We start from the raw sequence: 23,306 nt of genomic DNA, 5'->3' as shown, positions 1-23,306 counted from the left end.
GTCACACACCCCCACCCCCCAGCCCACCCCACCCCCGAGACCCACCCCGGCGCCCGCTCCCCGCTCCTCCGCCCCGGAACCCCCACCGGTCTCCATCGAGGACGACATCCCCGAGGACGACGACCCCGACCTCAACGAGTCCGCCCTCTCTGGCCACGAACTGATCGTGCGCGAACTGGGAGCGACGGTCGTCGAGGAGTTCACGAACGAGTAGGACGAGTAGAGCGAGCAGAGCGGCCGGCGCGAGCACAGCCGTACCGCCCGCTCAGCCCCACCCCTTGGAGGAACCCACAACTCCCCTCGCCCCACCCCTTAGGAACCCCCCACAAAAACCCCGTTAGGCTGACCCCCGTGAAGGTCCTCGTCATCGGTACCGGCGCCCGCGAACACGCCCTGTGCCGCTCCCTGTCCCTCGACCCCGACGTCAGTGCCCTGCACTGCGCTCCCGGCAACGCCGGCATCGCCGAGGTCGCCGAGCTGCACCCGGTCGACGCACTCGACGGCGACGCCGTGACCGCGCTCGCGCAGCGACTCGGCGTCGACCTCGTCGTCGTAGGCCCGGAGGCCCCGCTCGTCGCGGGAGTCGCCGACGCCGTGCGCGACGCGGGCATCCCGGTCTTCGGCCCGTCCGGGGAGGCCGCGCAGCTGGAGGGCTCGAAGGCCTTCGCCAAGGACGTCATGGCCGCGGCCGGAGTCCCGACCGCCCGCTCCTATGTCTGTACGACAGCCGAGGAGGTCGCCGAGGCCCTCGACGCCTTCGGCGCCCCGTACGTCGTCAAGGACGACGGTCTCGCGGCGGGCAAGGGCGTGGTCGTGACCAGTGACCTCGACGAGGCCAAGGCGCACGCGGCCGGCTGCGAGCGGGTCGTCATCGAGGAGTTCCTCGACGGCCCCGAGGTCTCCCTGTTCGCCATCACCGACGGCGACACCGTCCTGCCGCTCCAGCCCGCCCAGGACTTCAAGCGCGCGCTCGACGGCGACGAAGGCCCGAACACCGGCGGCATGGGCGCGTACTCCCCCCTGCCCTGGGCCGACCCCAAGCTGGTCGACGAGGTGCTCCAGACGGTCCTCCAGCCGACCGTCGACGAGATGCGCCGTCGCGGCACCCCCTTCTCGGGTCTGCTCTACGCCGGTCTCGCGATCACGTCCCGGGGCGTCAGGGTGATCGAGTTCAACGCCCGCTTCGGCGACCCCGAGACCCAGGTCGTCCTCGCCCGCCTCAGGACCCCGCTGGCCGGTGTCCTGCTCGCCGCCGCGAGCGGCAACCTGGAGGACCTGCCGCCCCTGCGCTGGAGCGAGGACGCCGCGGTCACCGTGGTCATCGCCTCGCACAACTACCCCGGCACCCCGCGCACCGGCGACCCGATCACCGGCCTCGACGACGTGGCCGCCGAGGACGCCCCGCACGCCTACGTCCTGCATGCCGGCACCAAGCGGGACGGTGACGCCGTGGTCAGCGCCGGCGGTCGCGTCCTGTCGGTCACGGCCTCGGGCAAGGACCTCACGGAGGCCCGCGAGCGGGCGTACCGGGCAGTGGCCCGTATCGGCCTCGACGGTTCCCAGCACCGTACGGACATCGCGGCGAAGGCGGCGTCGGAAGCCTGAGAGCCTCGAAACCGGGGCGAAAACCCCGCCCCTGAACAACCCGATCGGCCCCGGATCCGTCTAAGGATTCGGGGCCTGATCTTTGCTGTACGTCATCCACCTTTCCCCAAAGCCATTCCATCGGGTGACCGGGGCGCCATACGGCTGACGGGGGCCCGGGGCCCAACTAGGGTGCGGCGCAAGCGGTCCGGCACTTGGCCCACCGGCATTGCGATGTCAGTGGCGGCTGCCACAGTGGGGGAGTGAGCAACGCCAGGACAGCTGGGCATTCAGGACGGCAGCGAGGGGGTGAGGTCCGGTCGTGACCGGAATCGGTGTGGAGGCAGGCGCGCAGGCCGCGCGTTCCCGGGCCCTCGCCGTGCTGCGCATCCGCAGCCGCGCGCTGGCCGTGGCGCTGCTGCCCGCGGCGGTCGCCGTGGTGCTGCTCGCCGGAGGTTCCACCGGGCATCTGGTGGGCGCCGGCTGGGACGCGGCTCGGCTGGCCATGAGCGTGCTCGGCGTGCTCGTGCTGCTCGCCGCCGGGGCCGTCGCCCTGGTCGTGGCGCGGGCCCGGCCGGCCGTCAGTCCGACCGTCGCGATCGCCGAGGAGTCCGCGCCCGACCTGTACCGGATGGTGCGCGACCTCGCCGACCGGCTGGACGTCCCCGCGCCTTCCGCGATAGCGCTCACCCCGGACTGCGACAGCTGGCTGGAGGACCGCACCCATCCCGCCCACGGCCCGCCTCCGCAGGAGGGCCGGGAGGACGAGATCGCGGGCGTCCACGGCTCCCACCGCCGGGTCCCGGCGGCCCCGGTGCTGGTCATCGGGTCGCCGTTCCTGTGGTGGATGCGCGTCGGAGAGCTGCGCGCGGTGCTCGCCCCGGTCGTCGCCGGTACGGGACCCTCGGCGCACCCGGACATAGCCGCGGCCCGTCGTTTCGTACGGGGACTGGACGCCGCGGTGGCCGTCGGCTCCACCCCCGGTCGCTGCCCGCTCACCCGCGTGCTCTGCGCGGGCGTCGCCTGGGTGGCCCGCCTCCTTCTGCGCAGTTGCCGGGAGCACGCGGCCCTGATGGAGCGCGGGGTCGCCGCGGCGGCCGCCGAGCGTGCACAGGCTGTGGACTACGGCCTGCGGATCGTCGCGCAGGAACAGGTGGGCCTGGCATACGCCGGCTGGGACCGCCTCCTGACCCGGGTCGCGCTACCCGCCTGGCGGATGGGCCGCTGGCCGTCCCGCCTCGACGCGGGCGTGGTGGCCGCCCTCACCGAGCTGTCCCGCCGCGACCGCCTGGCCGAGGGCTTCGCCTCCCGCCTGGGCGAGCGCCCGGCATGCGACCTCCTGGAGGAGCCCGGCACGATCGACGAGGCCGCCTCCCTCCTCGCCGCCCGCCTCTTCCACGGCGGCCCCGCGGAGACCGGCCCGGACTGGGCCCCGGTGGACTGGCAGGAGTACCCGGAAGAGGTCGTGGACCGGAAGTGGCGCCTGGACGCGGCCCGCCTCCACCGAGTCCTCGACGCCCAGGGCGTGACCCACACACAGGGCACCACGCCACCGGACTCCGACGCCCCCACCCTCGCCCGAGTCCTGACCCACCTGTCCTCCCCCCACCACACGCCCCCGGAGCCGACCGCGACCCACCCGGCCGCCCCCGCGCCCCCCACCCCCACGACCCCGGCTCCTCCGCCCGACGGCACCCCAGGGACACACGCCCCGACCGCACCGGACGCCTCGACCTCCAGGGGACATGAGCCGCCCACGCCGGACGCCTCGATCCCGACGGCGCATGAGCTGCCCACGCAGGACGCCTCGACCTCCACGGGACATGAGCCGATCGCACCGGACGCCTCGACCTCCAGGGGACATGAGCCGCCCACGCCGGACGCCTCGATCCCGACGGCGCATGAGCCGCCCACCCCAGACACCTCAACCCCCGCGGCGCAAGAGCCGACCACCCCGGACGCCTCAACCCCCACGAACACCCCCGCACTCGCCGAAGGCGAAACCGCCCCCCACGAGCCCCCCGCACCCGACCACGAAAGCCATACAGGCTGGGCAAACGGGACCACGAAGGCCGAAGGTGAAGCCGAGACGCTCGCCGCCGCCCTCACCGCCGAGCTGGCCCGCGAGGAAGCCGCCACCCCCCACTCCCGCAGCGCCGCCCCCGACCTCACCTCCTGGGACGACACCGCTCTCCCCCTCTTCCCCCTCCAGCCACCCCGCACCGCCCGCGAACTCCTCACCGACCACGTCACCGCGATGGTCTGCTGCGCCGCGATCGACACCGCGGGCGCCACCCCGGGCCTGGACTGGCTCGACGGCCCGTCCCTCCTCATCAACGGCGAACGCGCGGCGGATCTCACCCCCCGTGTCCTCAGCCTCGTCGAGGACGGCGACCCCGCCCCGCTGCGCGCCTGGCTGGTCAAGTCGGGGATACGCCCGGAGAAGCCCGTCCGGCTCGTCTGACGCAACCGGAGTCCCTGCTTCCACTTTCGGCCAATTCGCAACGAATAGTGACAGCCTGAGTGCGGAATGTGATGTGCTGGGACCGATCGCGCACATGGCATGGGCGCGCGCCATAGGACAGACGCACGACCTCCGCACAAAGCACCAGCACCGCACCAGCACAGCGCCGACATCAGCAGGGCAGAACCAGCACCGCACCAGCGAACCGCACGTACACGGCACCACCACGCACCGGCCAAGACGAACAACGGGGGCACAGGGAGGGAGCCACCATGGGCCCAGGACCGGAGCACATCCGCCGTTGGGAGTCGGGAGCACTCGCGCACGCCGTGACGGACCCCTTCGGACAGGGCCCCGTCCCCTGGCTGCGCGGCACCGAGACCTACTTCGACGACACCGGCCAGGTGGTCCCCTGGTACGTCGAGACGGACCTGGCCCACACCCCGAGGACCCCGGGGAAGGGCGCCCGCGTCCCCTCCCCCCGCACCGCCCCCACCGGCGGAGCCCCCCGCTCCGCGGACGACGTCCGCCGCCAGATCAAGGGCTTCATCTCCACCGGCGCGGTCGCCCCCGGCGAGGCCGTCGACTTCCACATCACCGTCGACCCGCCCCAGGAGTTCAGCGTCGACATCTACCGCATCGGCCACTACGGCGGCGACGGCGCGGCGAAGATCACCACCAGCCCCCGTCTCTCCGGCATCGTCCAGCCCCCGCCGCTGACCGCGGACCGTACGGTCTCCTGTCACCACTGGTGGCTCAGCTGGCGGTTGCAGATCCCGTCGTACTGGAGCATCGGAGCGTATGTGGCGGTTCTCACCACCGCCGACGGCTACCGCTCCCACATCCCCTTCACGGTCCGCGACGACCAGCCCGCCGACCTGCTGCTCCTGCTGCCCGACGTGACGTGGCAGGCGTACAACCTCTATCCGGAGGACGGCCGCACCGGCGCCAGCCTCTACCACGCCTGGGACGAGAGCGGCCGGCTCCTCGGCGAGGCCGACGCCGCGACCACGGTCTCCTTCGACCGGCCGTACGCGGGCGCGGGCCTGCCCCTGCACGTCGGCCACGCCTACGACTTCATCCGCTTCGCCGAGCGCTACGGCTACGACCTCGCCTACGCCGACGCCCGCGACCTGCACGCCGGCCGCGTCGACCCCACCCGCTACCGGGGCCTGGTCTTCCCGGGCCACGACGAGTACTGGTCGACGGCGATGCGCCGCACGGTCGAGGGGGCGAGGGACAGCGGGACCGCCCTGGTCTTCCTGTCCGCCAACACCATGTACTGGCAGGTCGAGCTGGGGCCCTCTCCTTCGGGCGTCCCCGACCGCCTGCTCACCTGCCGCAAGCGCAAGGGACCGGGCAGGCCGGTGCTCTGGCGTGAAGTCGACCGCCCCGAGCAGCAGTTGGTCGGCATCCAGTACGCGGGACGGGTGCCCGAGCCGCACCCCCTGATCGTCCGCAACGCCGACCACTGGCTGTGGGACGCGACCGGCGCCCATGACGGCGACGAGCTCGCCGGCCTGGTCGCGGGCGAGGCCGACCGCTACTTCCCGCGCACCCCCCTCCCCGAGCACGACGACCGCATCCTGCTCGCCCACTCGCCGTACGCCGACAGCGAGGGCGCCCTCCGCCACCAGGAGACGTCCCTCTACCGCGCCCCCTCCGGCGCCCTGGTCTTCGCCGCCGGCACCTTCGCCTGGTCCCCGGCACTCGACCGCCCGGGCCACGTCGACACCCGGGTCCAGCGCGCCACCGCCAACCTCCTGGACCGCATCTGCAAGCGTGACTGAGCCCACACAAGACACAGCAAGACACAGCAAGACCCGACAAGGCACGGCAAGACGCCGGCCAGGCACCCGCAGCACACCCCAAGTCCAAGGTCAGCCCGGTGTACGGGACAATCGACCCGTTGGACAGACCCACGGGGAGGAACCGTGTCCGGATTCGTAGAAAAGCCCGAGCCGCTCCAGGTTCCGGGCCTGGTGCACCTCCACACCGGCAAGGTGCGCGAGCTGTACCAGAACGAGGCGGGCGACCTCGTGATGGTCGCCAGTGACCGCCTGTCCGCCTTCGACTGGGTGCTGCCGACGGAGATCCCCGACAAGGGCCGCGTCCTCACCCAGCTGTCCCTGTGGTGGTTCGACCAGATCGCCGATCTGATGCCGAACCACGTACTGAGCACGGACGTACCGGAAGGCGCCCCCGCCGACTGGGCAGGCCGCACCCTGGTCTGCAAGTCGCTCCAGATGGTCCCGGTGGAGGCGGTCGCCCGCGGCTATCTCACCGGCTCCGGCCTGCTGGAGTACAACGACTCCCGTACCGTCTGCGGCCTCGCGCTCCCCGAGGGCCTGGTCGACGGCAGCGAACTGCCCGCCCCGATCTTCACCCCCGCCACCAAGGCCGCCGTCGGCGAGCACGACGAGAACGTCTCCTACGAGGAGGTCGCCCGCCAGGTCGGTGCGGACACCGCGGCCCAGCTGCGCCAGGCGACCCTCGCCGTCTACGGCCGAGGCCGGGACATCGCCCGGGACCGGGGGATCATCCTCGCCGACACCAAGTTCGAGTTCGGCTTCGACGGGGACACCCTCGTCATCGCGGACGAGGTGCTCACCCCGGACTCCTCCCGCTTCTGGCCGGCCGACCAGTGGGAGCCGGGGCACGCGCAGCCGTCGTACGACAAGCAGTTCGTGCGCGACTGGCTGACCTCGCCGGAGTCCGGCTGGGACCGCAAGAGCGAGCAGCCCCCGCCGGCGCTGCCGCAGGAGGTCGTGGACCGCACCCGCGCCAAGTACATCGAGGCGTTCGAGCGACTGACGGGCACGAGCTGGTCGTAACGTGAAAAGCCCCGGCGCAAGCCGGGGCCACAACGCGAAAGCCCCCGGCCGGAGCCGGGGGCTTTCGAACTGGAGCGAACGACGAGGTTCGAACTCGCGACCTCAACCTTGGCAAGGTTGCGCTCTACCAACTGAGCTACGTTCGCATGCGCCGTGGCGCGGGAACCACTATACCCAACCTCGCTCGCGTGCGAGCCGCACGGCCGCGTGACGGTTCTCGGCCCCGAGCTTGGAGACGGCCGAGGACAGATAGTTCCGTACGGTTCCCTGCGACAGGGCGGCCCGTTCGGCGATCTCCGCTACGGGTGCCCCGTCGGCGGCGAGTTCCAGCACCTCGGCCTCCCGCGCGGTCAGCGGCGAGTCCCCGGCGGAGATCGCGTCGGCGGCCAACTCGGGGTCGACGTAACGGTTTCCCGCGTGCACCGTGCGGATGATCTCCGCGAGCCGCTGCGCGCTGACGGTCTTCGGGACGAACCCGCGCACACCCGCCGCGAGAGCCCGCTTCAGGTGCCCGGGCCGTCCGTGACTGGTGACGATCAGCACCTTGCACGCCGGCAGCTCCGAGCGCAGCGATGTGGCGACCTTCACACCGTCCGCCCCGGGCATCTGGAGATCGAGTACGGCTACGTCGGGCCCGTGCGCCCGGGCCATCGCCAGCGCCTCGGGACCGGTGGCCGCCTCCGCGACGACCGCCAGGTCGTCCTCCAGGGAGAGCAGCGCGGCGAGCGCACCCCGGATCAGATGCTCGTCGTCGGCGAGCAACACCCGCAGCGTCACGAGCCAACCTCCACCGACACAGACCCAGACACAGACACCGGCACAGCCCCAGACACCGGCCCCGTCACCGGCCCGCCCCCAGCAAGGCTCACCATCCCGACCCCGCCCACGCCCACCGCCCTCACGAAACCCCCTCCGCAACCGCCACCGGCACCCGTGCCACCAACCGGAACACCCCGTCGCGCGCGGGCCCCGCCTCCAGCGTCCCGGTCACCGCCGCGAGCCGTTCCCGCAGGCCGGCGAGGCCGGAACCGCCCACGCCGGAACCGCCGGAGCCCGGCGATCTGGACGCCCCGTCGTTCTCCACGGTCAGCACCACCCGATCCGGTTCCCTCAGCACAGCCACCGTGCACCGCTTGGCGTCCCCGTGCCGCAGGACGTTGGTGGTGGCCTCCCGCACCACCCAGCCGAGCGCCGACTGCACCTCGGCGGGCAGCCCGGCCGGCTCCCCGGTGACCTCGCAGTCGATCCCGGCCGCGGTCAACACCCCTCGCGCTCCCGCCAGTTCGGCCCCGAGGTCGGCCTCCCGGTAGCCCCGTACGACATCCCGCACCTCGCGCTGTGTCTCCTGGGCGATCCGCTGCACCTCGGTCATCTGGTCCACGGCCTCCTCCCGTCCGCGCCGCGCGAGCTGTACGGCGAGTTCGCTCTTCAGCGCGATCACGGCCAGGTTCCGCCCCATCACGTCGTGCAGGTCCCGCCCGAACCGCAGCCGTTCCTCGGCGACGGCGAGCCGGGCGCGGGTCTCGCGGGCCTCGTCGAGTTCGTAGACGGCGGTGAGCAGCCACACCGAGAACACGGAGGTGAAGGCGAAGAACCCGGTGCCGAGCAGCACGGCCACCATCGTCGCCAGGGTCGCCGGGCCGGGCATCCCCAGCGGGAAGGCGACCACCCCCGCGCCCACCGCGGCCCCCGCGACGAGCGCGAAAACGCGTTTCCGCTCGCGCACCCCCAGCGCGATCGCTCCGGCACCGAAGATCAGCACGACCGCGAAGATCCCACCGGCCGCGGTGTCGACGTCGTCGCCGCTCGGCCCGTGCTCCGAGACCGCCATGGCCGTCACGGCGACCACGGCGGTGACCGCGCCGAGTGTCCACAGCATGTGGACGGGCTGCTCGCGACGGCCCCGCGTCCAGTCCAGCGCCCGGGACGCGACCACGGCACAGGTCACCGCGTGCCCCACCAGCATCACCAGCAGCAGGGCGGTCAGCCAGCCCGGCATCGCACCGAACAGCGGCAGCCCGACCGCGGCGACCTCGGTCACCGCGAAGAAGTGGAACGACCACCGCGTGTACGTCTCGACCTTGGCCGGCGTGCTCTTCCGCCGCCACCAGCCCCCCGGCTCGCGCATGCCCACCCCGTACGTCAGCGCCTCGGCTCCCAGCGGAACCACCGTCCCACAGCAAACACCGCCAGCACGGTCCAGGCCAGTGCCGTCCCCAGGGCGCCCAGTGCCTCGTACGTCGACAGGGTGCCCGTCCAGCCGCCGCGGACCAGGGTGATCACGGGGGAGAGCGGCAGCAGCTCGCACAGCGAGGCGAACCGGTCGGGCAGCATCTCCAGGGGGACGGTGACGCCCGAGAGGGTCATCGAGACCAGGACGAACGGCAGCGTGGTGACCTGCGCGCTCTCCACGGTCCGGGTCACGGCGGCTGTCACGGCCGCGAGGGCCGCGCACATCACCAGCCCCAACAGCAGCCCCAGGACGGCGAGATGGGGCGCGCGCGGCGCGGGCAGGTCGAGCAGGACCGCACTGCCCGCCACCAGCACCAGGGACTGCATGATCCCGATCACGCCGACCGGCAGCGCGGCCCCGCACAGGATCTCGACGTCCCGCGGCTCCCCCGTGCGCAGCCGCTTCAGCACCAGCTCCTCGCGCCGGGTGGTGTAGATCCCGACGAGGGCGCTGTAGACCCCGAACAGCAGGGCGAACCCGATCGCGGCCGGCATCAGCACCAGGCCGACGCTCAGCCCCTCCTCCTGCACATCCATGCCGTCCACGACGGACCGCAGGCTGAACGGCAGCACGAGCGGTATCAGCACGGCCGTCAGAAGCGTGGCCTTGCTGCGCCCGAGCAGCGTGAACTCGGCCCGCGCGAGAGCGGCCAGCCGCCCGGCGGGCGTGGTGAGGGCGCTCGTGCCGCGCCCTTCTCGCTCGACCTGCGTGCTCATGCCGCGCCCTTCCCCCTCGACCCGCGTGCTCATGCCGCGATCCCCTCGCCCGATCCGCATGCTTGCACCGCGATCTCCTCGCCCGACCTGCGTGCTCGCACCGCGGCTTCCTTGCCCGATCCGCGTGCTCGCACCGCGATCCCCTCGCCCGACCTGCGTGCTCGCACCGCGACTTCCCCGCCCGATCCGCGTGCTCATACCGCGCCCCCCTCGCCCGATCCGGCTGCCGCTGCCGCTGCCGCTGTCGCGACCTCCTCGCGCGCCGCGATCCCGAGGAACGCCTCCTCCAGCGAGGCCGACCGCACATCGAGCCGCCGCAGCTCGACCCCGGCCCGCTCGGCCCAGGTCAGCAACCCGGTGGCGGCCCGCTGCAACTCGTGCGTCCGCAGCCGTACGACCCTCCCGGCGACCTCGTGCCCACTGATCCCGAGCTCCCCGAGCGGCGGCAGATCCCCCACGAAGTAGCCCTCCGGCAGCTCGAACGAGATCCGCGACGGCTGCGCCGCGGTCACCTCGTCCGGTGTCCCCGTGGCCGCGACCCGCCCCTGGTGCAGGATCGCCAGCCGGTCGGCGAGATCCTCGGCCTCCTCCAGGTAGTGCGTGGTGAGCAGCACGGTCGTCCCGCGCTCCCGCAGCTCCCGCACCAACTCCCAGGTGTCCCGGCGCCCTTCGGCGTCGAGCCCGGTCGTCGGCTCGTCGAGGAACAGCACCTCCGGATCGCCGAGCAGCGCGAGCGCCAGGTCGAGCCGCCGCCGCTCCCCTCCGGACAGCTGCTTGACGCGTACGCCGGTCCGCCGGGCGAGCCCGACGAGTTCCAGCGCCTCCAGCGGCGGCCGGGCCCCGCTCACGCAGCCCGCCCACATCCGCGCGGTCTCGCCGACGGTCAGCTCGGAGGGGAAGCCGCCCTCCTGGAGCATCACGCCGGTCCGCGGGCGCACGACGGCCCGCTCGGTGTACGGATCGTGGCCGAGGACGCGGATGCGCCCCTCGGTCGGCCGGGTGAGCCCCTCAAGGAGCTCGACCGTGGACGTTTTGCCCGCGCCGTTGGTGCCGAGCAGGGCGAAGATCTCTCCCCGTGCCACGGAGAAGCTGATTCCGCGCACGGCCTCGAACCCGCCCCCGTACACACGCCGCAGGTCGGTGACCTCAATCACGTGTTCGTCGGTGTTCATGAACCCAGCGTCCCGGCGGACGGGACGCGACAGCAGTGCGCGCTGTCACCACTCCGTGTGACAAATGTCAGACGGTGCAGCGGGCAAGAAAAAACCCCGGTCCACGGGACCGGGGTCTTCACTCGAGAGCGGACGACGAGGCTCGAACTCGCGACCTCAACCTTGGCAAGGTTGCGCTCTACCAACTGAGCTACGTCCGCATTGCATCCGACCGGCTCTCACCGATCGGCGCGAGCACCAGCCTACCTGATCCACAAGCGAACCAGACCGGCGGTGCAGAGCGGGTGACAGGAATTGCACACTGCGCCTTCCTCCTGGAAGGAGGATGTTCTACTACTGAACTACACCCGCATGTACTCCGTGAGCTGGGCCTTTCGGCCTCGCCCCTCGGCGTGCTCCAGACTCTAGCTGACCAGGTGGGGTGCAACGCAAGTCGGTTGTCCCGAGGGGCGGGTGACCCGGCGTCGACAGCCGCTACTGCGCCTCGGCGAACGCCTCGTAGACCTTCTTGGGGATCCGTCCGCGGGCGGGGACGTCCATCTTGTTGGCCTGGGCCCAGGCCCGGACCGCCGCCGGGTCGGGAGCGACCTCGGTCTGCTTGTACGCCTTGCCCGACCTGGACCGCTTGCGGCCGGCCTCCACGTAGGGCTCCAGTGCCTTACGCAGTTTCTTGGCATTGGTTTGATTCAGGTCGATCTCGTACGACTTGCCGTCGAGTCCGAAGGCGATCGTTTCCGCCGCTTCCGAGCCGTCGATGTCGTCAAAGAGAGTGACCACGACCTTCTGCGCCACGAATATCGGTCCCTTCGTACGGCACGTTGCCAATTCATTTGTACAGTGCCCGACAATGCATTGTGAAGCTCGACTAAATCCTTCCGCGTGTCCGAGCGCAATAGGTATCGGGTGTCGATCTGAGATCTTTCCCGGAAATTTTCACGGACGTCCCGCTCGCCGCTGCCCCGTGATGGCCGTCACGTAGATTCCTACAACTCAACGCGCGTAGAAATTTTGTGCGGGTAGTCTGAAGGAACCTGCTCAGCACCACACCACCGGGAGTGCCAGTGGCACGCGTCGTAGTCGACGTCATGCTCAAGCCGGAGATCCTCGACCCCCAGGGCCAGGCGGTCCAGCGCGCACTGCCGCGACTGGGTTTCGACGGCATCTCCGACGTACGTCAGGGAAAGCGATTCGAACTGGAAGTTGACGGCCCGGTCGACGAGGCCGCGCTCGCCCGCATCCACGATCTTGCGGAATCCTTCCTCGCCAACACCGTGATCGAGGACTTCACCGTGAAGATCGAGGAAGTCGCGGAGGCCGTGAAGTGACCGCTCGTATTGGCGTCGTCACTTTCCCCGGCAGCCTCGACGACCGGGACACCCAGCGCGCGATCCGTCTCGCGGGTGCCGAACCGGTCGCCCTCTGGCACAAGGACAAGGACCTCCACCAGGTCGACGCGGTCGTGCTCCCCGGTGGTTTCTCCTACGGCGACTATCTGCGGGCCGGCGCCATCTCCCGCTTCTCGCCCGTGATGGAGACGGTCATCGAGCAGGCCAGGGCGGGTCTCCCGGTCCTCGGTATCTGCAACGGCTTCCAGATCCTCACCGAGGCCCACCTCCTCCCGGGCGGGATGCTCGGCAACGACCACCTCCACTTCATCTGCCGCGACCAGAAGCTGCGGGTGGAGAACGCGGACACCGCCTGGACCGTCGACTACGCGTCCGGCCAGGAGATCCACATCCCGCTGAAGAACATGGACGGCCGGTACGTCGCCGACGAGTACACGCTGGACAAGCTGGAGGCCGAGGGGCGGGTCGTCTTCCGCTACCTGGACTTCAACCCCAACGGCTCGCTTCGTGACATCGCCGGCATCACCAACGAGGCCGGGAACGTCGTAGGCCTCATGCCGCACCCCGAGCACGCCACCGAGCCGCTGATCGGGACGGGCCGCACCGACGGCCTCCCCTTCTTCACCTCGATCCTCAAGAAGCTGGTCAACGCATGAGCCGGACGCCTCTGGACACGGTCGAGCACGCGGCCGCGACCCCCGACGTCGAGCTGCCCTGGGCCGAACTCGGCCTGAAGAAGGACGAGTACGAGCGGGTCGTCGAGATCCTCGGCCGCCGGCCCACCGGTGCCGAGCTCGCCATGTACTCGGTCATGTGGTCCGAGCACTGCTCGTACAAGTCGTCGAAGGTGCACCTGCGCCAGTTCGGGGAGAAGGCGCCGCAGAGCGATGCGCTTCTCGTCGGCATCGGTGAGAACGCGGGCGTGGTCGACGTCGGCCAGGGCTACGCGGTCACCTTCAAGGTCGAGTCGCACAACCACCCCTCCTACGTCGAGCCCTACCAGGGCGCGGCCACCGGGGTCGGCGGCATCGTGCGCGACATCATCGCGATGGGCGCCAGGCCGGTGGCGGTCGTGGACCCGCTGCGCTTCGGTGCGGCCGACCACCCCGACACCAAGCGCGTGCTGCCGGGTGTCGTCGCCGGCATCGGCGGCTACGGCAACTGCCTGGGCCTGCCCAACATCGGCGGCGAGGTCGTCTTCGACGCCTGCTACCAGGGCAACCCGCTGGTCAACGCCGGTGCCATCGGCGTCATGCGGCACGAGGACATCCACCTCGCCAAGGCGTCCGGCGCGGGCAACAAGGTCATCCTGTACGGGGCCCGGACCGGCGGCGACGGCATCGGCGGCGCCTCCATCCTGGCCTCCGAGACCTTCGACGACGCCAAGCCGTCGAAGCGTCCCGCCGTGCAGGTCGGCGACCCCTTCCAGGAGAAGCTCCTCATCGAGTGCACCCTGGAGGCCTTCAAGGAGAAGCTGGTCGTCGGCATCCAGGACCTCGGCGCGGCCGGTCTGTCCTGCGCCACCTCCGAGCTCGCCTCCAACGGCTCCGGCGGCATGCGCGTCACCCTGGACGACGTACCGCTGCGCGATTCCACGCTCTCGCCCGAGGAAATCCTCATGAGCGAGTCACAGGAGCGCATGTGCGCGGTCGTGGAGCCGGAGAAGGTCGACCGGTTCCTGGAGATCTGCGACAAGTGGGACGTCATCGCCACCGTCATCGGTGAGGTCACCGACGGCGACCGGCTGGAGATCTACTGGCACGGCGGCAAGATCGTCGACGTCGACCCGCGCACGGTCGCGCACGACGGCCCGGTCTACGAGCGCCCCTACGCCCGCCCGTCCTGGCAGGACGAGCTCCAGGCGGACGACGCGAACAAGCTGCCGCGGCCTGGCAGTTCGGAAGAGCTCAAGCAGCAGGTCCTCCAGTTGGTGAGCTCCCCCAACCAGGCCTCCAAGAAGTGGATCACCTCGCAGTACGACCACTTCGTGCAGGGCAACACCGTGCTGGCCCAGCCCGAGGACTCGGGCATGATCCGTATCGACGAGGAGACCGGCCTCGGCGTCGCCATCGCGACCGACGGCAACGGCCGCTACGCCAAGCTGGACCCGTACGCGGGCGCCCAGCTGGCGCTGTCGGAGGCGTACCGCAATGTCGCCACCACCGGCGCCAAGCCGCTCGCCGTCTCCGACTGCCTGAACTTCGGCTCGCCCGAGGACCCGGCCGTGATGTGGCAGTTCGCGGAGGCCATCCGCGGCCTCGCCGACGCCTGCCAGCAGCTCGGCACCCCGGTGACCGGCGGCAACGTCTCCCTGTACAACCAGACCGGCGAGGCGGCGATCCACCCGACCCCGGTCGTGGCGGTCCTGGGCGTCATCGACGACGTGGCCCGCCGCACCCCGGTCGCCTTCCAGGAGGAGGGCCAGCTGCTGTACCTCCTCGGCGACACACGTGAGGAGTTCGGCGGCTCGGCCTGGTCCCAGGTCGTCCACGACCACCTCGGCGGCCTGCCCCCGAAGGTGGACCTGGAGCGCGAGCGCCTGCTCGCCGAGATCCTGATCTCCGCCTCCCGCGACGGCATGATCGACTCCGCGCACGACCTCTCCGACGGCGGCCTGATCCAGGCGGTCGTGGAGTCCGCGCTGCTCGGCGGCAAGGGCGCGCGTCTGGTCGTACCGGACGGGCTGGACGCGTTCACGCTCCTCTTCTCCGAGTCGGCGGGACGCGCGGTCGTCGCCGTGCCGCGCTCCGAGGAACTCCGCTTCAACGACATGTGCGGTGCGCGCGGCCTTCCGGTCACCCGCATCGGTGTCGTGGACGGTGACTCCGTCGAGCTCCAGGGCGAGTTCGAGCTGTCGCTGGAGGAGCTGCGGACAGCTCACGAGGAGACGATCCCCGCGCTGCTCAAGTAGGCGGTCGTACCACCGAGCAGGCCCCGCCCGTCACCCGACGGGCGGGGCCCGCTCACGTTCCGGCGCCCACTAGGCTCTTCGCCATGCCCACGGCCAGGAAGCGCGCCCGCACCTACGACTCCGTCAAGATCCGCGGGGCCGTCCGGGCCCAGCTGGGACATGTCCGGGACGGCGTCCGCGGCCTGACTCCCGAGCAGTCGGCGCTGCCGACCCGGCTCGGGGAGTGGACGGTACGTGAGCTGGTCGCGCACATCGGGATGGCGGTCACCGCCGTCCACCGGGCCCTGGACCGGCCCGCGCCCCCGCGGCAGGACGCCACGCTCCTCGACTGGCCCTTCGCCACCTCCGCGAGCTCCGCGGCCATCGACGACTTCACCCGGGACCTGGCCGAGCGGCACCCCGATCTCGACGCCTATCTCACCGACGTCGACCGGACCCTGACCGAGCTGCTGGACGCGCACCCCGGCAACCGGCTCCTGGAGACCAACGCCGGGGCGATGTCCCTCTCCGACTACCTGGTCACCCGGACCGTCGAACTCGTCGTCCACACCGACGACCTGAACGCGGCCGTCCCCGGCCTGGAGATCCCGTACGACCGCCAGGCCCTCGCCGCCTGCACCCGGCTGCTCGCCGACGCCCTCGCCGTGAAGGCGCCCGGCGGTTCGACCGAGGTGCGGGTGCCGCCGTACGCCGTCGTGCAGTGCGTCGAGGGGCCGAGGCACACCCGGGGCACCCCGCCGAACGTCGTCGAGACCGACCCGCTGACCTGGCTCCGGCTCGCCACCGGCCGGCTGACCTGGAAGGACGCGCTGGAGGAGGCCAAGGTCAGCGCGAGCGGGGAGCGGGCGGACCTGGGCGGGCTGCTGCCGCTGATGGCCTGACATCGCCGGTGGGACCGAACCCTTCGTGGGGCTCGTGCGTCCAAGAGGCATGAAGCGGACGACACGTGTGAAATGCGCCGCCCTGACCGCCGTCGGCACCACCCTGCTGGCGGCCGCCTGCGGCACGGAATCCGGCACCGGGAGTGACGGGGTCACCGACCGCGGGACGACCTCCCGCCCGGCGGGCATCGCGGACGTCGAGTGGCTGCCGCAGAAGGTGACCGTGAAGGGCAAGGAGTACGTCCTGCCGAAGGATGTCGACACGTTCCAGGACGCCGGCATTGTCTTCAAGCCCGACGCCGACGCCACCCGCGACGACGACGGCGGTGAGTCCGGCGGCTCCGTCGGCTGCAACAGCATCGGCGCCGACGCCGAGATCGACGGCGACACCGTGCGGATCACCGACCTGGTCCAGACGCTGATCGGCTGCCCCGACCCGCTCGGGGAGTTCGAGGAGCGGTTCGTGGAGGTCTTCGAGGGCACCCACAAGGCCGAGGTCAGTGAGCGGAACGGTGTCACCACCCTGACCCTGACCCGTCCCGGCGGCGACAGCATCACCTTCCGGGAGAAGAAGGCCCCGGCCCTGAAGGGCACCCGCTGGTCCCTCGGCAAGAACGCCTACCTCGTCCTCACCAAGAACGACACCGTCACCGGCAGCCTCGGCTGCAACACCTTCCGCGGCAAGGCCGTCGTCAAGGACGGCACCATCGCGTTCGGGCCCCTCGCGACCACGCGCATGATGTGCTCGGGCCCGGTGATGAAGGCCGAGCGCGAGCTCGCCGGAATCCTCTCCGGCAAGGTCTCCTACCAGCAGGAACGCGATTCGCTGAAGATCACGAAGGCAGCCGGGAGGAGCGTTACGGCCCGGGCGGAGTAAGAAAGCCCACTCTCCGCGAATTCGGACCAGTGGTCGATCTCGCCTACACTCGGAGCCGTGCCACGTGGTGACGGTCGACTCAATCATGATCTGCTCCCCGGTGAGAAGGGCCCCCAGGACGCCTGCGGCGTCTTCGGAGTCTGGGCTCCCGGTGAAGAGGTCGCCAAGCTCACTTACTTCGGGCTCTACGCCCTCCAGCATCGAGGCCAGGAATCCGCGGGAATCGCGGTCAGCAACGGCTCCCAGATCCTCGTCTTCAAGGACATGGGCCTGGTCTCCCAGGTCTTCGACGAAACCTCTCTCGGTTCGCTCCAGGGTCACATCGCGGTCGGTCACGCCCGCTACTCGACCACCGGTGCCTCCGTGTGGGAGAACGCCCAGCCGACGTTCCGCGCCACCGCGCACGGTTCCATCGCGCTCGGCCACAACGGCAACCTGGTCAACACGGCGCAGCTCGCCGAGATGGTCGCCGACCTCCCGAAGAAGGAAGGCGGCCGCACCCCGAGGGTGGCGGCCACCAACGACACCGACCTCCTCACGGCGCTGCTCGCCGCCCAGGAGGACGAGGACGGCAAGCCGCTGACCATCGAGGAGGCGGCCCACTCCGTCCTCCCCAAGGTGCGCGGCGCGTTCTCGCTCGTCTTCATGGACGAGCACACCCTCTACGCGGCCCGCGACCCGCAGGGCATCCGCCCGCTGGTCCTCGGCCGCCTGGAGCGCGGCTGGGTGGTCGCCTCCGAGTCCGCCGCCCTCGACATCTGCGGCGCGTCCTACGTCCGCGAGATCGAGCCGGGCGAGTTCGTCGCCATCGACGAGAACGGTCTGCGCACCTCCCGATTCGCGGAAGCGAAGCCCAAGGGCTGTGTCTTCGAGTACGTCTATCTGGCGCGCCCCGACACCGACATCGCCGGCCGGAACGTCTACCTCTCCCGTGTGGAGATGGGCCGCAAGCTCGCCAAGGAGGCGCCCGTCGAGGCCGACCTGGTGATAGCGACCCCGGAGTCCGGCACCCCGGCGGCGATCGGTTACGCCGAGGCGTCCGGCATCCCCTTCGGCGCGGGCCTGGTGAAGAACGCCTATGTGGGCCGGACGTTCATCCAGCCCTCGCAGACCATTCGCCAGCTCGGCATCCGCCTGAAGCTGAACCCGCTCAAGGAAGTCATCAAGGGCAAGCGGCTGGTCGTCGTCGACGACTCCATCGTGCGCGGCAACACCCAGCGCGCCCTGGTCCGCATGCTCCGCGAGGCGGGCGCCGCCGAGGTCCACATCCGGATCTCCTCGCCGCCGGTGAAGTGGCCCTGCTTCTTCGGCATCGACTTCGCCACGCGCGCGGAGCTCATCGCCAACGGCATGACGATCGACGAGATCGGCACCAGCCTGGGCGCCGACTCCCTCGCCTACATCTCCATCGACGGCATGATCGAGGCGACCACCATCGCCAAGCCGAACCTCTGCCGCGCCTGCTTCGACGGCGAGTACCCGATGGAGCTCCCGGACCCCGAGCTGCTCGGCAAGCAGCTCCTGGAGACCGAGCTGGCCGCCGGGCCCGCCGCCACGGCCGCCGCCGACGCGATCCGTCGCCCGTAGCCGGCCCGTCCCACCTGCAGTACGACACGAAGGTTCTCACTAGCCATGTCTGAGACAACTGGTGCCAGCTACGCAGCCGCGGGCGTCGACATCGAGGCGGGCGACCGCGCCGTGGAACTCATGAAGGAGTGGGTGAAGAAGACCCAGCGCCCCGAGGTCCTCGGCGGCCTCGGCGGTTTCGCCGGCCTCTTCGACGCCTCCGCCCTCAAGCGCTACGAGCGTCCCCTGCTCGCCTCCGCCACGGACGGCGTGGGCACCAAGGTCGACATCGCGCGCCAGTTGGGCGTCTACGACACGATCGGCCACGACCTGGTCGCGATGGTCATGGACGACATCGTGGTGTGCGGGGCCGAGCCGCTGTTCATGACCGACTACATCTGTGTGGGCAAGGTCCACCCCGAGCGGGTCGCCGCGATCGTCAAGGGCATCGCCGAGGGCTGTGTGCTGGCCGGGTGCGCCCTGGTGGGCGGCGAGACGGCCGAGCACCCCGGTCTGCTGGGCCCGGACGACTTCGACGTCGCCGGGGCCGGTACGGGCGTCGTGGAGGCCGACCGGCTGCTCGGTGCGGATCGCATCCGTAAGGGTGACGCGGTCATCGCCATGGCGGCCTCGGGTCTTCACTCGAACGGGTACTCGCTGGTGCGGCATGTGCTCCTGAACGAGGCGGGCCTCTCCCTGGACGCCCGGATCGAGGAGCTCGGCCGCACCCTCGGCGAGGAGCTGCTCGAGCCCACCAAGATCTACTCGCTGGACTGCCTGGCCCTGATCCGCACGGCCGAGGTGCACGCCTTCTCGCACGTCACCGGTGGTGGCCTCGCCGCCAACCTGGCCCGGGTCATCCCCGACGACCTGCACGCGATCGTGGACCGCACCACCTGGACCCCCGACCCGATCTTCGACCTCGTCGGGAAGACGGGTCAGGTCGAGCGCCTGGAGCTGGAGAAGACGCTGAACATGGGCGTCGGCATGATCGCGATCGTCCCCGAGGAGTCGGCGGACGTGGCGCTGGCGACCCTGGCCGACCGCGGGGTCGAGTCCTGGATCGCGGGCGAGATCACGGACCGGGGCGACAAGGCGACCGGTGCCGAGCTGGTGGGTGACTACAGCGCCTGACAGGCAGCGCAAAACCCGGTCCGGTGGTGTGGACCACTCGGACCGGGTCAAGCACAGCTAGAGCGTCAAGCGCCGCGGCGGTGTTGAGACGACGGACCGGACTCGTCGTCCTCGTCCTCGTCGTCGTTGTAGAGATCCGCGTACTGGGCGTACGGGTCGTCTTCCTCGTCGTCGTCCTCGAACGGCTCGCCATTCGGCGGCTGGCTCGAAGTCGAAGCGCCCAGCTCATTGGCCAGACGCGAGAGGTCAGTCCCGCCGCTGCTGTACTTCAGCTGGCGGGCGACCTTCGTCTGCTTGGCCTTTGCCCGGCCGCGCCCCATGGCTCGACCCCCTCGGATACGGGGCTCGGTGGCCCCAGAGTCTTGACACGCGTTCATGATCTGGAACGGACTCTCCGCAGAGAGACCGGTCCGTAGGGCTTCCACGGTACCTGAGCCCACGCCCATACGGTACGTCGCCCGCAGCACGGGCCCGGCACCGGCACCCGCGGGGAGCCCCGTCCCCGCTGGTCAACCGCGATTTTAACCACTTCTTCGCGGCCGACCCGCCGACGAACGTGAGAGTTCTCTCTAAGTGTGCGCCGACGGGTACCGGTCAAACGTCAGTGCGCCCTTTTCGTGGCCGCCTCATGCATCCGCTGCTCGGCGATCCGGTCGGCCGCGGCAGCCGGCGGAATCCCGTCTTCCTTCGCACGTGCGAATATGGCGAGCGTGGTGTCGTAGATCTTCGCCGCCTTCGCCTTGCACCGCTCGAAGTCGAACCCGTGGAGCTCGTCGGCGACCTGGATGACCCCGCCGGCGTTCACCACGTAGTCCGGCGCGTAGAGGATCCCGCGGTCGGCGAGGTCCTTCTCGACGCCCGGGTGGGCGAGCTGGTTGTTGGCGGCGCCGCAGACGATCCGCGCGGTCAGCGCCGGCACGGTGTCGTCGTTCAGGGCGCCGCCGAGCGCGCAGGGGGCGTAGATGTCGAGACCCTCGGCGCGGATGAGGGTCGCGGTGTCGGCGACGGCCCTCACGCCCGCCGGGTGGGCCGCGAGGATCCTTCCTACGGCCTCCTCGCGCACGTCCGTGATCACGACCTCGGCGCCCTCGCCGCGCAGGTGCTCGACGAGGTGGTGGCCGACCTTGCCGACGCCCGCGATGCCGACCTTGCGGCCGCGCAGCGACGGGTCGCCCCACAGGTGCGCGGCGCTGGCCCGCATGCCCTGGTAGACGCCGAAGGCGGTGAGGACGGAGGAGTCGCCCGCGCCGCCGTTCTCGGGGGAGCGGCCGGTCGTCCAGGGGCACTCCCGGGCGACGACGTCCATGTCGGCGACGTAGGTGCCGACGTCGCAGGCGGTGACGTAGCGGCCGCCGAGGGAGGCGACGAAGCGGCCGTAGGCGAGGAGCAGCTCCTCGCTCTTGTCACGCTCCGGGTCTCCGATGATCACGGCCTTGCCGCCGCCGTGGTCGAGGCCGGCCATGGCGTTCTTGTACGACATCCCGCGCGCGAGGTTCAGGGCGTCGGCGACGGCCTCCGCCTCGGTGGCGTACGGGTAGAAGCGGGTCCCGCCGAGTGCGGGGCCGAGCGCTGTGGAGTGGAGGGCGATGACGGCCTTGAGGCCGCTCCTGCGGTCCTGGCAGAGCACGACCTGCTCATGGCCGCCCTGGTCCGAGTGGAACAGGGTGTGCAGCACATCAGCAGCGGCGCCGGTTACGTCGGTCACTGTGGTGACTCCTGGGTAAGTTTCGGCGATCTGGCGCAGGCTTCCCGTACGGGTGGCGGGGCCTGTGGGCATGAGATTAGAGCGTGTGACGCCCCAAGAGCGTGCAGTGCTCAGGATCACCTTCCCGAGGTCGGCGGGCATGCGACGATTTGGATGGTTTTCCCGCACGTTTGTGTGCGGGTTTCGCAGGTTTTCCCGGCAGGTGTCGGGGGAGAGAGCAGGCGTGCCCAAGGTGTCCTCGGTGATCGTCCCGTACGCGACCTATCTGCGCGTGTACGAACCGCTGGCCGCCTTCCCCGAGCCCGAGCGCACCCACTGGGCCCGCTACGCCCGCCGCCGGGACCGTCCGTCGTACCAGGACGAACTGCGCCGCTCGCTGGCGGACTTGCTGCCCACCCCGCCGGTCCCGGTGCCGGTGCACGAGAGCAGCGACGCCTTCGTCCTCGACGTGGACGGCGTGGTGTGCGTGTGCCCCTGGCGCACCCGGCTGCGCGGCTGGCTGGCGATGGAGGAGCTCGGCGAGGAGCTGCCGGGCCCGGTCCTGGACGCAGTGCTGCCCGAGGTCGTACGCCACCAGACGGCCCAGGACTACGAGCGCTGGCTGGCCCGCAACCCGGACGCCCGGCCGTGGATCCGTACGGCGACCTGGCAGGTGCCGCTGAACTGGTTCGTGCTGGTGGGCGACGAGGAGCGGCGCTTCGACAAGGGGTCCGGCGAGGTGCCGGCCATGCTGCGCTACCGCACGCCCATGGTGCAGGCCCGGCGACGGGTGGCGCGGGCTCTGCGGGCCCTCAAGGACGCCGTCGACGAGGGGCCGCTCATCGACGGTCTGATCGACGTGGGGCGCTGGCTGGAGGAGTTCCACCCGCGCTCACTGGTCGAGCTCGACTACGGCGGGCTGGTGCATGTGCTGCCGGCGGGCGAGCTGGAGGACGACCACTCGGCGGCCGATGTGGCCGAGGGCATCGAGGCGCTCCGGCACGGTGACGGGGCCGCGGCGGGCGAGGCCTACGGGCGGCTCGTGGAGCGCTGGCGGGCGGTCAGGGACCGGCGCTCGGCGAACTGACGTTTGACGTGACGCCCTTTTTGGGGTTTCGTCCTCGCTCAAGGTGTCACGAGGTTTCGCTGATGTCCCATCAACAAGGGGCAAGCGTGACGGACCGCACGTATCCGGCTCTTGCGCCTCTTGCCCCTCCTCATGCCAAAATAGGACAAGGGGCCCGGGGGAGGTTCCGCTTTGGGGGGTCTGGTGACTCCTGATCGCCCTGTGACTGATCGTCACAGTGGCGTGACTGTCCGCTATGGCATGGTCCATCGGCTTCCGTCGCCGATGAACGTCTGGGGGGCAAATCCATAGGTTTGGCCTACGCGGCTGGACAGATGGTGTAGTTGTAGTGCCGAGGACAAGCCGTTCGTCCTATAACCGACTCGACTCGCGTCCGCCATTTCGGGCAACGCGGGTCAAGGTGCAGAATTTAGAGGAAAGAACCGAGAAGGTTCGGTTCTCCCGAGGAGGCCGCTCATGACCGCTCGCACCCCTGATGCCGAGCCGCTGCTGACCCCGGCTGAGGTCGCCACGATGTTCCGCGTGGACCCGAAGACGGTCACGCGGTGGGCGAAGGCCGGCAAGCTCACGTCGATCCGTACGCTCGGCGGGCACCGCCGTTACCGCGAGGCCGAGGTCCGCGCTCTGCTCGCGGGCATTCCGCAGCAGCGCAGCGAGGCCTGAACAACTCAATAACCGGGCAAACCGGCCGGTCCCCCACTGGCCGCGGCGCCCGAAACCTGGCTCCAAGCGACGCGGGTCCTGCCCCAACAGGGCCCATTCTCAACCTCGTCGTCGATCGCGCTGGACTCCGCCGAGTCCAGCGCGATCTTTTTTG

20 protein-coding genes, 3 tRNA genes and 1 pseudogene are annotated in these 23,306 nt (G+C 70.7%); 14 read left to right on the top strand and 10 right to left on the bottom strand.

Annotation, left to right across the window (positions count from 1 at the left end; genetic code table 11):
• The 5 genes and pseudogenes from ACFULQ_RS15265 to ACFULQ_RS15245 all read left to right on the top strand — a co-directional run.
• Positions 1–214: pseudogene (locus ACFULQ_RS15265) on the top strand (DNA polymerase III subunit gamma/tau); the annotation flags it as partial.
• A 137-nt stretch (positions 215–351) separates the two neighbouring features.
• Complete coding sequence (gene purD, locus ACFULQ_RS15260; protein ID WP_383543306.1) at positions 352–1,605, top strand: phosphoribosylamine--glycine ligase; 1,254 nt, start codon at positions 352–354, stop codon at positions 1,603–1,605.
• 301 nt (positions 1,606–1,906) lie between these two features.
• Complete coding sequence (locus tag ACFULQ_RS15255; RefSeq protein ID WP_383543303.1) at positions 1,907–4,048, top strand: hypothetical protein; 2,142 nt, start codon at positions 1,907–1,909, stop codon at positions 4,046–4,048.
• A 272-nt stretch (positions 4,049–4,320) separates the two neighbouring features.
• Positions 4,321–5,838, top strand: a complete 1,518-nt coding sequence (locus tag ACFULQ_RS15250) for a N,N-dimethylformamidase beta subunit family domain-containing protein (protein WP_383543301.1) — start codon at positions 4,321–4,323, stop codon at positions 5,836–5,838.
• 144 nt (positions 5,839–5,982) lie between these two features.
• Positions 5,983–6,882, top strand: coding sequence for a phosphoribosylaminoimidazolesuccinocarboxamide synthase (locus tag ACFULQ_RS15245; protein WP_383543299.1), 900 nt, complete (start codon positions 5,983–5,985; stop codon positions 6,880–6,882).
• A 70-nt stretch (positions 6,883–6,952) separates the two neighbouring features.
• Here the strand turns inward: ACFULQ_RS15245 and ACFULQ_RS15240 are convergent.
• From ACFULQ_RS15240 to ACFULQ_RS15205, 8 genes are all read right to left on the bottom strand, one after another.
• Positions 6,953–7,028 (bottom strand) — tRNA-Gly (locus ACFULQ_RS15240).
• Between the two features lie 22 nt (positions 7,029–7,050).
• The gene (locus ACFULQ_RS15235; protein ID WP_383543296.1) at positions 7,051–7,659 is read right to left on the bottom strand and encodes a response regulator; all 609 of its coding nucleotides are present in this window, start codon (positions 7,657–7,659) and stop codon (positions 7,051–7,053) included.
• Positions 7,660–7,780: 121 nt separating this feature from the next.
• Complete coding sequence (locus ACFULQ_RS15230) at positions 7,781–9,010, bottom strand: sensor histidine kinase (RefSeq protein ID WP_383543312.1); 1,230 nt, start codon at positions 9,008–9,010, stop codon at positions 7,781–7,783.
• 14 nt (positions 9,011–9,024) lie between these two features.
• The gene (locus tag ACFULQ_RS15225; RefSeq protein WP_383543292.1) at positions 9,025–9,831 is read right to left on the bottom strand and encodes an ABC transporter permease; all 807 of its coding nucleotides are present in this window, start codon (positions 9,829–9,831) and stop codon (positions 9,025–9,027) included.
• 194 nt (positions 9,832–10,025) lie between these two features.
• The gene (locus ACFULQ_RS15220; protein WP_383543289.1) at positions 10,026–11,003 is read right to left on the bottom strand and encodes an ABC transporter ATP-binding protein; all 978 of its coding nucleotides are present in this window, start codon (positions 11,001–11,003) and stop codon (positions 10,026–10,028) included.
• A gap of 127 nt (positions 11,004–11,130) precedes the next feature.
• Positions 11,131–11,203, bottom strand: a tRNA-Gly gene (locus tag ACFULQ_RS15215).
• A gap of 79 nt (positions 11,204–11,282) precedes the next feature.
• Positions 11,283–11,354: transfer RNA gene (locus ACFULQ_RS15210), tRNA-Gly, on the bottom strand.
• Positions 11,355–11,477: 123 nt separating this feature from the next.
• The gene (locus ACFULQ_RS15205) at positions 11,478–11,795 is read right to left on the bottom strand and encodes an Lsr2 family protein (protein ID WP_030319203.1); all 318 of its coding nucleotides are present in this window, start codon (positions 11,793–11,795) and stop codon (positions 11,478–11,480) included.
• Between the two features lie 269 nt (positions 11,796–12,064).
• On the opposite strand from ACFULQ_RS15205, the gene purS reads away from it, so the two are divergent.
• From purS to purM, 7 genes are all read left to right on the top strand, one after another.
• Complete coding sequence (purS, locus tag ACFULQ_RS15200) at positions 12,065–12,328, top strand: phosphoribosylformylglycinamidine synthase subunit PurS (RefSeq protein WP_123761751.1); 264 nt, start codon at positions 12,065–12,067, stop codon at positions 12,326–12,328.
• Positions 12,325–13,005, top strand: coding sequence for a phosphoribosylformylglycinamidine synthase subunit PurQ (gene purQ, locus ACFULQ_RS15195; RefSeq protein WP_383543286.1), 681 nt, complete (start codon positions 12,325–12,327; stop codon positions 13,003–13,005). The genes purS and purQ overlap by 4 nt, the downstream gene beginning before the upstream one ends.
• Entirely contained in the window at positions 13,002–15,260 is a 2,259-nt protein-coding gene (gene purL / locus ACFULQ_RS15190) for a phosphoribosylformylglycinamidine synthase subunit PurL (protein WP_383543283.1), read from the top strand. Before purQ ends, purL begins: the two co-directional genes overlap by 4 nt.
• Positions 15,261–15,343: 83 nt before the next feature.
• The gene (locus ACFULQ_RS15185) at positions 15,344–16,141 is read left to right on the top strand and encodes a sterol carrier family protein (RefSeq protein WP_383543281.1); all 798 of its coding nucleotides are present in this window, start codon (positions 15,344–15,346) and stop codon (positions 16,139–16,141) included.
• 49 nt (positions 16,142–16,190) lie between these two features.
• Positions 16,191–17,018, top strand: a complete 828-nt coding sequence (locus ACFULQ_RS15180; RefSeq protein ID WP_383543277.1) for an META domain-containing protein — start codon at positions 16,191–16,193, stop codon at positions 17,016–17,018.
• A gap of 57 nt (positions 17,019–17,075) precedes the next feature.
• Positions 17,076–18,605, top strand: a complete 1,530-nt coding sequence (purF, locus tag ACFULQ_RS15175; protein WP_141205757.1) for an amidophosphoribosyltransferase — start codon at positions 17,076–17,078, stop codon at positions 18,603–18,605.
• A gap of 45 nt (positions 18,606–18,650) precedes the next feature.
• A complete protein-coding gene (gene purM / locus ACFULQ_RS15170; RefSeq protein WP_383543274.1) occupies positions 18,651–19,718 on the top strand; it encodes a phosphoribosylformylglycinamidine cyclo-ligase in 1,068 nt (355 codons plus the stop codon).
• Positions 19,719–19,783: 65 nt separating this feature from the next.
• On the opposite strand, the gene ACFULQ_RS15165 is transcribed toward purM, so the two are convergent.
• On the bottom strand, positions 19,784–20,038 hold the full coding sequence (locus ACFULQ_RS15165) for a DUF3073 domain-containing protein (protein ID WP_123990237.1): 255 nt from the start codon (positions 20,036–20,038) through the stop codon (positions 19,784–19,786).
• A gap of 281 nt (positions 20,039–20,319) precedes the next feature.
• Positions 20,320–21,423, bottom strand: coding sequence for a Leu/Phe/Val dehydrogenase (locus tag ACFULQ_RS15160; RefSeq protein ID WP_383543271.1), 1,104 nt, complete (start codon positions 21,421–21,423; stop codon positions 20,320–20,322).
• Positions 21,424–21,646: 223 nt separating this feature from the next.
• Between ACFULQ_RS15160 and ACFULQ_RS15155 the strand changes: the two genes are divergently transcribed.
• Positions 21,647–22,489, top strand: a complete 843-nt coding sequence (locus ACFULQ_RS15155) for a hypothetical protein (RefSeq protein WP_383543268.1) — start codon at positions 21,647–21,649, stop codon at positions 22,487–22,489.
• A 456-nt stretch (positions 22,490–22,945) separates the two neighbouring features.
• A complete protein-coding gene (bldC, locus tag ACFULQ_RS15150) occupies positions 22,946–23,152 on the top strand; it encodes a developmental transcriptional regulator BldC (RefSeq protein ID WP_003949541.1) in 207 nt (68 codons plus the stop codon).
• Positions 23,153–23,306 lie beyond the last annotated feature (154 nt).

The organism is Streptomyces sp. NPDC057253, assembly GCF_042669125.1.
In the GTDB taxonomy this organism is placed as follows: Bacteria; Actinomycetota; Actinomycetes; order Streptomycetales; family Streptomycetaceae; genus Streptomyces.
Note: the sequence above shows the minus strand (reverse complement) of the source record. Positions and strands in the feature narration are given on the sequence as shown.